The sequence below is a fragment of the Streptomyces sp. NPDC101234 genome (assembly GCF_044767525.1).
Classification (GTDB): domain Bacteria; phylum Actinomycetota; class Actinomycetes; order Streptomycetales; family Streptomycetaceae; genus Streptomyces; species Streptomyces sasae.
This window is the reverse complement of record NZ_JBIWOA010000004.1, coordinates 125,763-139,887: the sequence shown is the minus strand read 5'-3', so window position 1 is coordinate 139,887 and position 14,125 is coordinate 125,763. Positions and strand designations below refer to the sequence as shown.

The following is a 14,125-nucleotide window of genomic DNA, read 5'->3' as shown; positions in this document are numbered from 1 at the left end:
GCCGGGCTTCAGTACGTCAGACGGCCGGTACGCAACGGCCGTCCTCCGTACGGTAGTTCCACTTCGCGCCGTTGCGGACGAGTTCCTTCACCGCGTTGACGAAGCGCTCGACGTGCTCATCCGGCGTGCCCGCGCCGAAGCTCACCCGGATCGCGTTCAGGGACTTCTCGCCCGGTGCCGCCTCCGGTGCCCCGCACTCGCCCTGGGTCTGGGGGTCGGAGCCGAGCAGGGTGCGGACCAGCGGGTGGGCGCAGAAGAGGCCGTCGCGGACGCCGATGCCGTACTCGGCGGAGAGGGCGGCGGCGAAGTGGGAGCTGTTCCAGCCCTCGACGACGAAGGAGATGACACCGACGCGCGGGGCGTCGTCGCCGAAGAGGGAGAGGATCCGGACCTCCGGGACCTCGGCCAGACCGGACCGCACCTTCTCGATCAGGTACCGCTCGCGGGCGACCAGGGTGTCGAAGCCGGCTTCGGTCAGCGCCTTGCAGGCGGAGGCGATGGAGTAGGCACCGATGACGTTGGGCGAGCCCGCCTCGTGCCGGGCGGCGCTCTCATGCCACTCCACGGCCACTCCCCCGTCCTCGCGCCGGGTGACCCTGCGGCTGGCGCCGCCGCCCGCGAGGTACGGCTCGGCCGCCTGCAGCCAGTCGGCGCGGCCGGCCAGGACGCCGGAGCCGAAGGGGGCGTACAGCTTGTGGCCGGAGAACGCGATCCAGTCGACGTCCAGGTCCTGCACGGACACCGGGTGGTGGGGGGCCAGCTGGGCGGCGTCCAGGACGATCCGGGCGCCGTGCGCGTGGGCGGCGGCCGCGAGTTCCCGTACGGGCCACAGCTCGCCGGTGACGTTGGAGGCGCCGGTGACACAGACCAGGGCCGGACCGTACGGGTCGCGGTCGGCCAGCGCGCGCTCCAGGGTCTCCACCGCCTGCCGCGGGGTGCGCGGGGCGTCGAGGTAGCTGACCCGGGCGTCCTGCCAGGGCAGCAGGGAGGCGTGGTGCTCGGTCTCGAAGACGAAGACCTGGCAGTCGGCGGGGAGGGCGCGGGCCAGGAGGTTCAGGGAGTCCGTCGTCGAGCGGGTGAAGACCAGCTGGTCGTCGGGGCGGCAGTCGAGGAACCCGGCGACGGTCCGGCGGGCGTTCTCGAAGAGGTCCGTGGACAGCTGGGAGAGATAGCCGGCGCCGCGGTGGACGCTGCCGTAGTAGGGGGCGTACGCCGCCACGTCGTCCCAGACCCGCTGGAGGGCGGGGGCGCTCGCCGCGTAGTCGAGGGCGGCGTAGGTGACCTCGCCGCCGGTGACGAGCGGGACGGTGACATCTCGTCCCAGAACGGGCAGCGGGGCACAAATGGTCTGGCCGGAGGCAGCGGTGGAGACGGACATGGCGGAACTCCTGTGAGGGTGCGCGGGACCGCCGTGCCGGACGGTGTGTCGACGGCACGGGGAAGGGCGAAAAAAGAGGTACGCGGAGGCGGGGCTCGACGCCCTATCGCATTCGCTTGCTCACAGAAGGCTCCCTCGTACGACCAGGACCCCTGGTGTGTCGAGGGGTCCGCGCTTGCCGTAGACCTCGCTGCCTACGACCTGGTCTTCACCCGGGGCACCCCGCCACGGACGGAGGGTTGCCGGACAGTCGGCCGGGGCCTCATGACTGTCACTCATGACCTGGATGGAAACGTACGGGAAGTGATCGCCGCCGCGCAACTCCTGTCCGGATGACGGGACGGGGAGTTTCTCTTTTCTCCGCCGAGACGGCGATCAGCCGCGACGGCGCGGTCCGGCGGTGCCGGACCGCGCCTCAGCCCGGCGGCCGCGGCCCCTACTTGTGCGTCGCCGCTGCCCAGCGCTCCAGTGCCCGCTTGGCCGCGCCCGAGTCGATGGACTCCGCCGCCCGGTCCATACCGGCGCGGAGCTGTTCGGCCAGGGTCCCGGCGCCCGGGTCCAGGGCGACCAGGGCCGCCGCCGAGTTCAGCAGTACCGCGTCCCGTACCGGGCCGGTCTCGCCGTCCAGGAGTCTGCGGGCGACCTCCGCGTTGTACGACGGGTCGCCACCCCTGAGCGCCTCCACCGGGACCAGGTCGATGCCGACGTCCCTCGGGTCGAAGGTCTCCTCCGTGACCTTGCCGTCGCGGACGATCCAGACCCGGGACGTGGCGGTCGTCGTCAGTTCGTCGAGACCGTCGTCGCCGCGGAAGACCAGGGAGGAGTTGCCGCGTTCCGCGAAGACGCCCGCGACGACAGGGGCCATGCGCGGGTCCGCGACGCCGACCGCCTGGGCCCGCACCCGGGCGGGGTTGGTCAGCGGGCCGAGGATGTTGAACACCGTGCGGATGCCCAACTGGCCGCGCGCGGCGCCCGCGTAGCGCAGCGCCGGGTGGAACTTGATGGCGAAGCAGAAGGTGATGCCGGCCTCCTCGGCGACCTCGGCGACCCGCTGCGGGGTCAGGTCGAGGTTGACGCCCAGCTTCTCCAGGACGTCGGAGGCCCCGGACGCGGAGGAGGCCGCGCGGTTGCCGTGCTTGACGACCTTCGCCCCCGTGCCGGCCACCACCAGCGCCGACATCGTCGAGATGTTCACCGTCTTCGCGCCGTCACCGCCGGTACCGACGATGTCGACGGTGCGGCCCGGCACCTCGATGACGTTGGCGTGCTCGTACATCGTGCGGACGAGGCCGTTGATCTCCTCGACCGTCTCGCCCTTCGCCCGCAGGGCGACGACGAAGCCCGCGATCTGCGCGTCGGTCGCCTGGCCGCGCATGATCTGGTCCATCGCCCAGGCCGTGGCGTCGGCGCTCTGGTCCTTGCCGTACAGCAGCGCGTTCAGTACCTCGGGCCAGGAACGGCCCGCCGCGGTGTCGCCTCCAGCGGGGGTCACAGCGCTCATAAGGCCGCTCCTGATCGTCGTACCAACGAATAGTGGTTGTGAACCCCACCCTATCCAGCTCCGAGCACGGCGAAGGGCCCCCGTCCGTACACCGGACGGGGGCCCTTCGACCGAGGCGTGGCGACGCGTCGATCAGTGGTGGCCGTGGCCGCTCGTGATCTCCTTGTACTCCTCGACGGACGGCTTCGGGATCTGGTTGTCCTCGCCGTAGTAGGCGTTGCTCAGCTTGGCGCGGAGCTTCTCGGACCCCTTGATCTTGCGCTCGACACCGTTCTCGTCGACCGCCGGACCGACCTGGGCCGGCTCGTACTGGTGGTGGGCCGTGAGGGTGTGCAGCTGCTCCTGCGAGAGCGGCTCGTGGACCTCGATGAACTCACCGTGCGGCAGCCGCTTGATGATGCCGGTCTCGCGACCGTGCAGCACCTTCTCCTTGTCCCGGCGCTGCAGGCCGAGGCAGATGCGCTTGGTGACGATGAACGCGATCACCGGTCCGGCGAAGAAGAAGATCCGGACGAACCAGGTCACGTCGTTGATCGACAGGTGGAAGTGGGTGGCGATGAGGTCGTTGCCACCACCGATCAGACCCACCATGTACACGGTCACCCAGGCGACGCCGAACCCGGTGCGGGTCGGGGCGTTGCGCGGGCGGTCCAGGATGTGGTGCTCGCTCTTGTCGCCGGTGACCCAGGACTCGATGAACGGGTAGAGCGCGATGGCCGCGAGGACCAGACCGAACAGGACCAGCGGGATGAAGACGCCCAGGACCAGGGTGTGGCCCCAGATGTTGATCTCCCAGCCCGGCATGTACCGGATCAGACCCTCGGCGAAGCCCATGTACCAGTCGGGCTGGGCGCCGGTGGACACCTGGTCCGGACGGTAGGGGCCCATGGCCCAGATCGGGTTGATCTGGGTGGTCGCCGCGATGGCCGCGATGACACCGAAGACCAGGAAGAAGAAGCCTCCGGCCTTGGCCATGTAGACCGGCAGCAGCGGCATGCCGACGACGTTCTTCTCGCTCTTTCCGGGGCCCGCGAACTGCGTGTGCTTGTGGTAGAAGACCAGGATCAGGTGGCCCACCATCAGGCCGAGCATGATGCCCGGCAGCAGCAGGATGTGGATCGAGTAGAACCGGGCCACGAAGTCGTGGCCGGGGAACTGCCCGCCGAAGAGGAAGAACGAGATGTAGGTGCCGACGATCGGCATCGACAGGATCGCGCCCTCGGTGAAGCGGACACCGGTGCCGGAGAGCAGGTCGTCCGGGAGCGAGTAACCGGTGAAGCCGGTGAACATGCCCAGGACGAACAGCAGGAAGCCGAACAGCCAGTTGATCTCACGCGGCTTGCGGAACGCGCCCGTGAAGAACACGCGCATCATGTGCACGAACATGCCGGCGAGGAAGATCAGCGCGGCCCAGTGGTGGATCTGCCGGATGAGCAGACCACCGCGCACGTCGAAGGAGATGTGCAGGGTCGAGTTGAACGCCTCGGACATCAGCTGTCCCTGGAGCGGGACGTAGCTGCCGTGGTACGCCACCTCGTTCATCGAAGGGTGGAAGAACAGCGTCAGATACACACCCGTCAGGATGATGATGATGAAGCTGTACAAGCACACTTCGCCCAACATGAACGACCAGTGGTCGGGGAAGATCTTGCGCATGTTGGACTTGGCCAGGGAGTAGATCCCGAGCCGTCCGTCGGCCCAGTCGGCGACACGCTCGCCGGCCGGTGCCTTCCCGCGCTCGTCGCGGGACTCGGAGTTCTCGTTAGTGCTCATCCGCGCTCCCAGAAGGCAGGACCGACGGGCTCCTCGAAGTCGCCCAGCGCCTGGAGGTAGCCCTCCTCGCTCACACCGATGCGCAGCTGCGGCAGGGCGTGACCGGCCGGGCCGAAGATCACTCGGGCACCGTCGGAGAGGTCGAAGGTGGACTGGTGGCACGGGCAGAGCACGTGGTGGGTCTGCTGCTCGTACAGCGAGATCGGGCAGCCCACGTGGGTGCAGATCTTCGAGTAGGCGACGATGCCCTCGTGCGACCACTCGAGCTCGCGCTTGTCCTTGATGTTGTCCGGCTGCAGCCGGATGATCATCAGGGCCGCCTTCGCCATCACGTTCTGGAAGTCCTCCTGGGACTCCTCGACGCCCTCGGGCTTGGCGAACGTCAGCGAGCCGACGGCGACGTCGGAGGGACGCAGCGGCTCGTTGGTGTTCATGTTGACGAGCAGCTTGCCCTTCGACCACGCCGTGTGGCGCAGCGAGGTGCCGGGCAGCGGGCCGAGGTCGCGCAGCAGCACGACACCGGAGAGCGGGACCAGGGTCAGCGCGCCGAACATCGTGTTGCGGATCAGCTTGCGCCGGCCGATCGCCGACTCCTTCGCGCCCTGCTTGAAGTCGGCCAGGACCTTGGCCTTGACCTCCGGCTCGGCCGAGATGGCGTGCCGCTCGTCGGCGACCTCCACATCGGACATCAGGGTGCGGGCCCAGTGGACCGCGCCCGCGCCGATGCAGAACAGCGCCGCACCGAGGGTCAGGCCCAGGGCGAAGTTCAGCGCGCTGATGTGACCGATCGGGAAGACGAAGATCGCCTTGTCCTTCGGGATCGTCACATAGGAGGCGATGAAGCCGACCGTGGCCAGCATCGACACCGTGAACAGCATGGCCACGACGCGCTCGGACCGCTTGGCGGCCCGCTCGTCGATGTCCTGGATCCGGTGCTCGTGGGGCGGCAGACCCGGGTCCGCGAACGGGTTCTTCTCGTCCGCGACGCTCACGGCGCCGTGCGCGTGGTGGTCCTGCTCAGCAGGCAGGTTCTCTTCTGGAATGTCTTGGCTACTCATGACTTCTTGGCCTTTGCGGTCCGAGCGGCGACCCAGACGGCGACCGCGATCAGCGCACCGAGACCGAAGATCCACGCGAACAGACCCTCGCTGACCGGCCCGAGGCCGCCCAGGTCGAGACCGCCGGGGTTCACCGTCTTGCTGCTGTTGACCGAGTCGAGGTACGCGATGATGTCCTTCTTGTTCTTCTCGGACAGCGTCGTGTCGGGGAAGGACGGCATGTTCTGCGGGCCCGTCTGCATGGCCTCGTAGATGTGCTTCGGGTCGACGCCCTGCAGGTCCGGCGCGAACTTGCCCTTGGTCAGCGCGCCACCCGAGCCGACGAAGTTGTGGCACTGCGCGCAGTTGGTGCGGAAGAGCTCGCCACCCGCGGCGATGTCGGCACCGTCAGGGCCGTACTGGTCCGTGGTCGGAACCGCGGGACCGGCACCCAGCGAGGCGATGAACGCCGCGAGCTGGTCGATCTGGGCCTGGGTGTAGATGTTCTTCTTCTTGACGACCTGCGGGCCCTGCGACGTGGCGGCCGGCATCCGGCCGGTGCCGACCTGGAAGTCGACGGCCGCGGCGCCCACGCCCACCAGGCTGGGGCCGTCGGACGAACCCTGACCGCCGGTGCCGTGGCAGCTGGCGCAGCCGACCGAGTAGAGCTTCTTGCCCTCCTCGATGGTCAGGGACTGGGACGTTTCATCGGCCTGCGCCTTGCTCGCGGGTGCGAACGCGGCGTACAGCCCTCCTGTGCATGCCAGCGCGAGGAGTAGGACGACGACCGCCGCCAGCGGATGGCGTCGTCGTGCGGAGAGCTTTTTCACGGATTACCCCGGTGTCAGGATCTTCTGCGTCGATGCGTTTGGTTGTGCGCTTCTACGGCGCGTGGGGCCGGCCCGGCTACTTGATCAGGTAGATCGTGGCGAAGAGGCCGATCCAGACGACATCGACGAAGTGCCAGTAGTAGGACACGACGATGGCCGCGGTCGCCTGCTCGTGCGTGAACCTCTTCGCCGCGTAGGTGCGCCCCAGGACGAACAGGAAGGCGATGAGGCCGCCCGTCACGTGCATGCCGTGGAAGCCGGTGGTCAGGTAGAACACCGAACCGTACGGGTCGGAGGAGAGCGAGATGCCGTCCTCCTTCACCAGGCTCGTGTACTCGTAGATCTGACCGCCGATGAAGATCGCGCCCATGATGAAGGTGACGATGAACCAGCCCCGGAGCTTCTTCACGTCCCCGCGCTCGGCGGCGAACACGCCGAGCTGGCAGGTGAGGGAGGAGAGCACCAGGATCGTGGTGTTGGTCGCCGAGAAGGGGATGTTGAGATGACTCGCCATCTCCTTCCAGTGAGCCTCGCCGGTCACCGATCGCAGGGTGAAGTACATCGCGAAGAGGGCCGCGAAGAACATCAGCTCGGAACTCAGCCAAATGATGGTTCCGACGCTGGTGAGGTTCGGCCTGTTGACCGACGGGTGCGCGTGCCCGGTTTCTACTGTCGTTGCTGTCGCCACGACCGACATTATGTCGGTCGCTTATCTCGCGCTCACTCCGGGGGGTGCCGTTCGGAGTGTCCGCCCCGTGTGTAGTGCCCGGATGGCCCATCGAAGCGGTGTTCCAACAGGTGTTGACGAGGTGTTCATGGGAGTAGCATCCGGCGCATCGGTCCTGTCCGTACGACGCTGACGTCTCGGAGGAACAATGCAGCCGACCGCCACGGTGCTGGTCTACAGCGACGACTCCAACACCCGCGAGCAGGTACGGCTGGCCTCCGGCCGGCGGCCGGCTCCCGATGTGCCCTTCGTCGAGTTCCTGGAGTGCGCGACGCCCCAGGCCGTCATCGCCGAACTGGACAAGGGCGGGATCGATGTGTGCGTCCTGGACGGCGAGGCCGTGCCCATGGGGGGCATGGGGGTGTGCCGTCAGATCAAGGACGAGATCTTCAACTGTCCGCCGGCGCTGGTGCTGATCGGGCGGCCGCAGGACGCGTGGCTGGCTACGTGGAGCCGTGCGGACGCGGCTGTGACGCTGCCGGTGGATCCGGTGGAGTTCGCGGCCGCGCTGGCGTCTTTGCTGCGGCAGAAGAGGCTGCAGAGCGCCTAGGACGCAGCGGGGCGCGGTGGATGCGCGAGTGCCGGTCGTTCGTGGCTGGTCGTGCCCGCGGGGCGGTAGCCGCATATCGGCTACCGCCCCGTGCCTCTGGTTTCTCACACCGACGTCGGCTGCAAGCGCTCCGCGTCCTGCGGAGTCGGGGCGTCCGGGGTGCCGTTGACGAGGGCGCTGCCGTTGCGCCAGTCCTTCCAGGCGATGTTCCAGTCGCCGAAGCCGTTGCCGAAGTGCTCCATCTCCTCGCCGTTGGAGTTGACGACCTTCACCAGGTCGCCGGGGCGGAAGGTGTCGAAGAACCACTCGGCGTTCGAGGTGTTCATGCCGGTGCAGCCGTGACTGACGTTGGCATAGCCCTGGGAGCCCACCGACCAGGGGGCCGCGTGGACGTACTCCCCTGACCAGGTGACCCGGGTGGCGTAGTAGACCGGGAGGTCGTACGAGTCCGAGGTGCCCTCGGCGATGCCGACCGTGGTGCCCTTCATGCGTACGAAGTACTGCTTCTCCAGTACGACCTTGACACCGTTGCGGGTCTCGTAGCCGGGCTTGCCCGTGGTGATCGGGATGGTGTTGATCACTTTGTCGTTCTTGTAGACCGTCATCTGGTGGGCGCCGGCGTCCGTGAGGGCGAGGAGCTTGTCGCCGGTGGTGAGTGTGACGGGCGTGGCCGCGCCGCCCCAGAGGCGGTCGCTGATCCTGACGCCGTCCAGGTTGCTGTGCACCCGGATGGTGGCGTGGGCGGGCCAGTAGTCCATGGGGCGGTAGTGGAGTTCCTTGTCGCTCACCCAGTACCAGGAGCCCTGCACGGCGGGGACGGAGTCGACCCTGAGGGCGCGCTCGACGATGGCACGCTGGGCCTTGTCCTTGACCGGCTGGTCGAGTTGGGCGGTGACGGGCTGCCCCACGCCGTACTCGTCCGACTTGGGGCCGAAGGTGACCTTCAGCCGCTGCCTGGTGGTGGGCACGCTGGTGTCGAAGGTGAGGACCTTGCGGCCGGGTGCGCCGTCCGCGTCCTCCGTGCTGATCTGGACCGTGTAGTGGGCATTGGCGGCCAGCGGGGAGGTGCTGTGCCAGCGGCGGCCGTCGGCGTCGAGTTCGCCCGCCACATGGCGCCCGGTGGCGTCCTCGGCCGTGACGTCCGTGATGCGGTCGTCGTCGTTCTTGGCGACGACCTCCAGGGGCTTGTCCGGGTCGGCCCGCTTCCCCTCACCGGTGGGGGCGCTGAAGGAGATCTGGTCCGCCGCGTCATACGGCTTGTCCGCCAGCGGATTGCCGCCCGAATGGCAGGCGGTGACGCCTACTCCGAGGGCGATCACCAGCAGGGTGCAGCTGACGACGGTACGGGCGCACGGAGAGTGACTCATATTGTCAAGCTATGAGATGTTTTCGGTACCGGCACGGTGGGTCACCCGTACGAGGGACCGACACTGCACCGAAAGTGACCTGAGGCGCGAATGCCGGGAGCCCGGACCCTCCTGATGGAGGATCCGGGCTCCCGGTGCGCTCGGCGCATGCCTACTGGGTGCGGTTCTCACCGCGGTAGTACTCGAACACCCAGCCGAAGAGACCGAACAGGATGATGGGCGCCGAGAAGTACAGCAGCCACCAGCCGACGGCTACACCGAGGAAGGCCAGCGCGCCACCGACACCGAGGGCGAGCGGCTGCCAGCTGTGCGGGCTGAAGAAGCCCACCTCGCCGGCCTCGTCCGCGACGTCGGCCTCCTTGTTGTCCTGGGCACCGGCGTCCACCCGCGAGGCCGTGAAGCCCAGGTAGAAGCCGATCATGATGCACAGGCCGAAGGCCATGAAGAGCGCCGTGGTACCGGCGGCCTCCTTCGACCACACGCCATAGACGATCGCCATGGCGAGGACGAAGACGCTCAGCCACACGAACATGCGGCCCTGGATCTTCACTTGCCGGCCTCCTTGCTGCCCGTGACAGCGGCGGCGGCGTGACCGTGCTCCAGCTGCTCCAGGGCGGCGATCTCAGGGTGGTGCAGGTCGAACGCCGGGGATTCGCTGCGGATCCGCGGCAGGGTGAGGAAGTTGTGCCGCGGCGGCGGGCAGGAGGTCGCCCACTCCAGCGAACGGCCGTAACCCCACGGGTCGTCGACCTCGACCTTCTTGCCGTACTTGGCCGTCTTCCACACGTTGTAGAGGAACGGCAGGATCGACAGGCCGAGCAGGAAGGAGCTGATCGACGAGATCGTGTTCAGCGTGGTGAAGCCGTCGGCCGCCAGGTAGTCGGCGTAACGACGCGGCATGCCCTCGGCACCCAGCCAGTGCTGCACCAGGAAGGTGCCGTGGAAGCCGATGAACAGCGTCCAGAAGGTGATCTTGCCGAGCCGCTCGTCGAGCATCTTGCCCGTCATCTTCGGCCACCAGAAGTGGAAGCCGGAGAACATCGCGAAGACGACCGTACCGAAGACCACGTAGTGGAAGTGGGCCACCACGAAGTACGAGTCGGAGACGTGGAAGTCCATCGGGGGCGAGGCCAGGATGACACCGGTCAGACCACCGAAGGTGAAGGTGATCAGGAAGCCGGTGGCCCAGAGCATCGGTGTCTCGAAGGACAGCGATCCCTTCCACATGGTGCCGATCCAGTTGAAGAACTTCACACCGGTCGGTACCGCGATCAGGAAGGTCATGAAGGAGAAGAACGGCAGCAGCACACCGCCGGTGACGTACATGTGGTGGGCCCACACCGTCACGGACAGACCGGCGATCGCGATGGTGGCCGCGATCAGACCCATGTAGCCGAACATCGGCTTACGGGAGAAGACCGGAATGACCTCGGAGATGATGCCGAAGAACGGCAGCGCGATGATGTACACCTCTGGATGGCCGAAGAACCAGAAGAGGTGTTGCCAGAGCAGTGCTCCGCCGTTTGCGGCGTCGAAGACATGTGCCCCGAATTTCCGATCCGCCTCCAGCGCGAACAGCGCGGCGGCGAGGACGGGGAAGGCCAGCAGGACCAGCACGGCGGTCAGCAGCACGTTCCACACGAAGATCGGCATGCGGAACATGGTCATGCCCGGCGCACGCATGCAGATGATCGTGGTGATGAAGTTGACCGCACCGAGGATGGTGCCGAAGCCGGAGAAGGCCAGACCCATGATCCACATGTCGGCGCCGATACCCGGCGAACGGACCGCGTCCGACAGCGGGGAGTAGGCGAACCAGCCGAAGTCGGCCGCACCCTGCGGGGTGAGGAAGCCGCCGACGGCGATGGTCGAGCCGAACAGGTAGAGCCAGTAGGCGAACATGTTCAGCCGCGGGAAGGCGACGTCCGGCGCGCCGATCTGGAGCGGCATGATCCAGTTCGTGAAGCCGGCGAACAGCGGCGTCGCGAACATCAGCAGCATGATCGTGCCGTGCATCGTGAACGCCTGGTTGAACTGCTCGTTCGACATGATCTGCAGACCGGGGCGAGCGAGCTCGGCGCGCATGAGCAGCGCCATCACTCCACCGATCAGGAAGAACGCGAACGACGTGACCAGATACAGCGTTCCGATGGTCTTGTGGTCGGTGGTGGTGAGCCACTTGATGACCACGTTGCCGGGCTGCTTGCGCCTGACCGGCAGCTCATCTGCGTAAGAGCCTTCAGCTGCCGCGGCACCCTGGGGTTCGTTGAGGATGCTCACAGGTTGTTCGTCTCCCGGTTCTTCTCGTGGCTCGTCTGCGCGATGCCGGCGGGAATGTAACCGGTCTGCCCCTTCTTGACGAGGTCCTTGAGGTGCTGCTGGTAACGCTCGGGGGAGACGACCTTCACGTTGAACAGCATCCGGGAGTGGTCGACGCCGCAGAGCTCGGCGCACTTGCCGAGGAAGGTGCCCTCCTGGTTCGGAGTCACCTGGAACGCGTTGGTGTGACCCGGGATGACGTCCATCTTCATCAGGAACGGCACCACCCAGAAGGAGTGGATGACGTCACGCGAGGTGAGGACGAAGCGGACGGTCTCGCCCTTGGGGAGCCAGAGCGTCGGACCGGGGTTGCCGGTCTGCGGGTTCTTCGTGCCCGGCGTACCGACGTCGTAGACACCGCCGGCGGCGGCCGGGAACGCGTTCTTGAACCGGTCCGGAATGGCGCTCAGGTTCGGGTCGGTCTTCGCGTCGCCGGTGACACCGTCGACGGGCGTGATGTAGTTGAAGCCCCAGCTCCACTGGAAGCCGACCACGTTGACCGTGACGTCGGGCTTCTTGTCGGTGAGGCTGAGGAGCTTCGTCTCGTCCCGCGCGGTGAAGTAGAACAGCACCGAGACGATGATGAGCGGGACCACCGTGTACAGGGCCTCGATCGGCATGTTGTACCGGGTCTGTGCCGGGACCTCGATCTTGGTGCGGCTGCGCCGGTGGAAGATGGCGCTCCAGATGATCAGACCCCACACCAGCACGCCGACGGCGAGCGCGGCGGCCCAGGAGCCCTGCCACAGGGAGAGGATCCGCGGAGCCTCTTCCGTGGTCGGGGTGGGCATACCAAGGCGGGGGAAGTCCTTGTATGTGCAACCGGTAGCGGTCGCAAGGACCAGGCCCGCGGTCATTGCCTGCAGCAGCTTCCGCCGCATCGGGCGCCGCGGCGAGCGGTCGGAGCCGTTGGGACTCACGTAGCGCCTTCCCGAGAGTCTCGCCCGGCGGTTCGGCTGCGGCCTTCTCGCTGGTCGGTCGCCGCCCTGCGTCGGGCAGGGGTTTGGATGTTTATGCGGACCAAACCCTAGCCGACGCGATTCGGGGGGTCGCGGGGAGGGGGGCATACGCGCCGCGGGTCACTCCTTAAGGGTGGGATTGGGCGCCTGTTAGCTCGGGTTGTCGCGGTTTGCGTTGCGGGTGAGGGTGCGTGGGGGCTGCTCGCGCAGTTCCCCGCGCCCCTGGGTCGGCTGTCCTTGGGAACGCTTTAACGTTGCTGCGTGTCCTACTTTGACGCTGCGTCCGCTGCCCCTCTTCACCCCGTCGCCCGTCAGGCGTTGTCGGCCGCCCTCGACGACGGTTGGGCCGACCCCTCTCGTCTCTACCGTGAGGGGCGGAAGGCTCGGATGCTGCTGGATGCCGCGCGGGAGGCGGCCGCCGAGGCCGTCGGCTGTCGGGCGGACGAGCTGACTTTCACCTCTTCCGGTACGCGGGCCGTCCATACGGGCATCGCCGGGGCGTTGGCCGGTCGTCGCCGGACGGGACGTCACCTGATCGTGTCAGCCGTCGAACACTCCTCGGTACTCCATTCGGCGGAGGTGTTGGAGGCGGACGGCGGGACAGTGACCGAGGTGCCGGTGCGGCGGACGGGAGCCGTCGACGTCGGGTCCTACGAGGCTGCCCTGCGGCCCGACACCGCGCTCGCCTGCCTCCAGTCGGCCAACCATGAAGTGGGCACCGAGCAGCCGGTGGCGGAGGTCGCCGAGGTGTGCCGGGCGGCCGGGGTGCCCTTGCTGGTGGACGCGGCGCAGTCGCTGGGCTGGGGACGGGTCGAGGGCGACTGGTCGTTGCTGACGGCGAGTGCGCACAAATGGGGTGGGCCGTCCGGGGTGGGACTGCTCGTCGTGCGCAAGGGGGTGCGGTTCGCGGTCCAAGGCGCTTCGGACGAGCGGGAGTCGGGGCGGGCGCCGGGCTTCGAGAACCTGCCGGCGATCGTCGCGGCCGCGGCCTCGCTGCGGGCCGTCCGGGCGGAGGCCGGGCAGGAGGCCGTACGACTGCGGGAGCTGACGGCGCGGATCCGGGCCCGGGTACCGGAGTTGGTGCCGGACGTGGAGGTGGTGGGAGACGCGGAGCGGCGGCTGCCGGGGACGGTCACCTTCTCCTGTCTCTATGTCGACGGAGAGACACTGCTCCATGAGTTGGACCGGGAGGGTTTCTCGGTCTCGTCCGGATCGTCCTGCACGAGCAGCACACTGACGCCGAGCCATGTGCTCAAGGCGATGGGGGTGCTGAGCGAGGGAAATGTGCGGGTCTCGCTGCCGGCGGGGGCGGCAGAGGCGGACGTGGAGCGGTTCCTGGCGGTGCTGCCGGGGGTGGTGGCGGGGGTGCGGGAGAAACTGGGCGCCCCGGTACCGACGACGGCCGTGCCGCAGACCGCTGACGTACTGGTCGACTCACTGGGCAAGCGGTGCCCGATCCCGGTCATCGAACTGGCGAAGGTCATCGGGACCGTGCCGGTGGGCGGCACGGTCCGAGTCCTGTCGGATGACGAGGCGGCCCGGCTGGACATCCCGGCCTGGTGCGAGATGCGGGGCCAGGAGTACGTGGGTGAGGAGCCGGCGGAAAGAGGAACGGCGTACTTGGTCCGCCGGATCAGCTGAGCGCCCCCTCAGGGGCGCGGGGCTGTGTCGATGTGCGGCTGCC

Annotated in this window: 12 protein-coding genes and 1 riboswitch; of the genes, 2 read left to right on the top strand and 10 right to left on the bottom strand. The window is 67.8% G+C overall.

What is annotated here, in order from left to right:
• Positions 1 to 16: 16 nt before the first annotated feature.
• The 6 genes from ACIRR9_RS09165 to ACIRR9_RS09140 form a co-directional block, all read right to left on the bottom strand.
• A complete protein-coding gene (locus ACIRR9_RS09165) occupies positions 17 to 1,378 on the bottom strand; it encodes an aminotransferase class V-fold PLP-dependent enzyme (RefSeq protein WP_403749233.1) in 1,362 nt (453 codons plus the stop codon).
• A gap of 166 nt (positions 1,379 to 1,544) precedes the next feature.
• Positions 1,545 to 1,661: riboswitch (SAM riboswitch) on the bottom strand.
• A 153-nt stretch (positions 1,662 to 1,814) separates the two neighbouring features.
• Positions 1,815 to 2,879, bottom strand: coding sequence for an anthranilate phosphoribosyltransferase (gene trpD, locus ACIRR9_RS09160; RefSeq protein ID WP_403749231.1), 1,065 nt, complete (start codon positions 2,877 to 2,879; stop codon positions 1,815 to 1,817).
• Positions 2,880 to 3,011: 132 nt separating this feature from the next.
• The gene (locus tag ACIRR9_RS09155) at positions 3,012 to 4,652 is read right to left on the bottom strand and encodes a cytochrome bc complex cytochrome b subunit (RefSeq protein ID WP_403749228.1); all 1,641 of its coding nucleotides are present in this window, start codon (positions 4,650 to 4,652) and stop codon (positions 3,012 to 3,014) included.
• Complete coding sequence (locus ACIRR9_RS09150; protein ID WP_403749226.1) at positions 4,649 to 5,710, bottom strand: Rieske 2Fe-2S domain-containing protein; 1,062 nt, start codon at positions 5,708 to 5,710, stop codon at positions 4,649 to 4,651. Before ACIRR9_RS09150 ends, ACIRR9_RS09155 begins: the two co-directional genes overlap by 4 nt.
• Positions 5,707 to 6,519: a c-type cytochrome gene (locus ACIRR9_RS09145; RefSeq protein WP_403749223.1), complete on the bottom strand. Its 813-nt coding sequence runs from the start codon at positions 6,517 to 6,519 to the stop codon at positions 5,707 to 5,709. Before ACIRR9_RS09145 ends, ACIRR9_RS09150 begins: the two co-directional genes overlap by 4 nt.
• A gap of 76 nt (positions 6,520 to 6,595) precedes the next feature.
• Entirely contained in the window at positions 6,596 to 7,216 is a 621-nt protein-coding gene (locus ACIRR9_RS09140) for a heme-copper oxidase subunit III (RefSeq protein WP_123977821.1), read from the bottom strand.
• Positions 7,217 to 7,394: 178 nt separating this feature from the next.
• Here ACIRR9_RS09140 and ACIRR9_RS09135 point away from each other — a divergent pair, with 178 nt between their 5' ends.
• Positions 7,395 to 7,796, top strand: coding sequence for a hypothetical protein (locus tag ACIRR9_RS09135; RefSeq protein WP_403749221.1), 402 nt, complete (start codon positions 7,395 to 7,397; stop codon positions 7,794 to 7,796).
• 104 nt (positions 7,797 to 7,900) lie between these two features.
• On the opposite strand, the gene ACIRR9_RS09130 is transcribed toward ACIRR9_RS09135, so the two are convergent.
• The 4 genes from ACIRR9_RS09130 to coxB form a co-directional block, all read right to left on the bottom strand.
• The gene (locus tag ACIRR9_RS09130) at positions 7,901 to 9,163 is read right to left on the bottom strand and encodes an Ig-like domain-containing protein (RefSeq protein ID WP_403749219.1); all 1,263 of its coding nucleotides are present in this window, start codon (positions 9,161 to 9,163) and stop codon (positions 7,901 to 7,903) included.
• 151 nt (positions 9,164 to 9,314) lie between these two features.
• Positions 9,315 to 9,713, bottom strand: a complete 399-nt coding sequence (locus tag ACIRR9_RS09125) for a cytochrome c oxidase subunit 4 (protein WP_123977818.1) — start codon at positions 9,711 to 9,713, stop codon at positions 9,315 to 9,317.
• Positions 9,710 to 11,443: a cytochrome c oxidase subunit I gene (gene ctaD, locus ACIRR9_RS09120; protein WP_316782447.1), complete on the bottom strand. Its 1,734-nt coding sequence runs from the start codon at positions 11,441 to 11,443 to the stop codon at positions 9,710 to 9,712. Before ctaD ends, ACIRR9_RS09125 begins: the two co-directional genes overlap by 4 nt.
• Positions 11,440 to 12,402 (bottom strand): cytochrome c oxidase subunit II, encoded by a 963-nt coding sequence (gene coxB, locus ACIRR9_RS09115; protein ID WP_403749216.1) that lies wholly within the window; start codon positions 12,400 to 12,402, stop codon positions 11,440 to 11,442. The genes ctaD and coxB overlap by 4 nt, the downstream gene beginning before the upstream one ends.
• A 300-nt stretch (positions 12,403 to 12,702) precedes the next feature.
• Here coxB and ACIRR9_RS09110 point away from each other — a divergent pair, with 300 nt between their 5' ends.
• Entirely contained in the window at positions 12,703 to 14,082 is a 1,380-nt protein-coding gene (locus ACIRR9_RS09110; RefSeq protein ID WP_403749214.1) for a cysteine desulfurase/sulfurtransferase TusA family protein, read from the top strand.
• Positions 14,083 to 14,125: the final 43 nt, after the last annotated feature.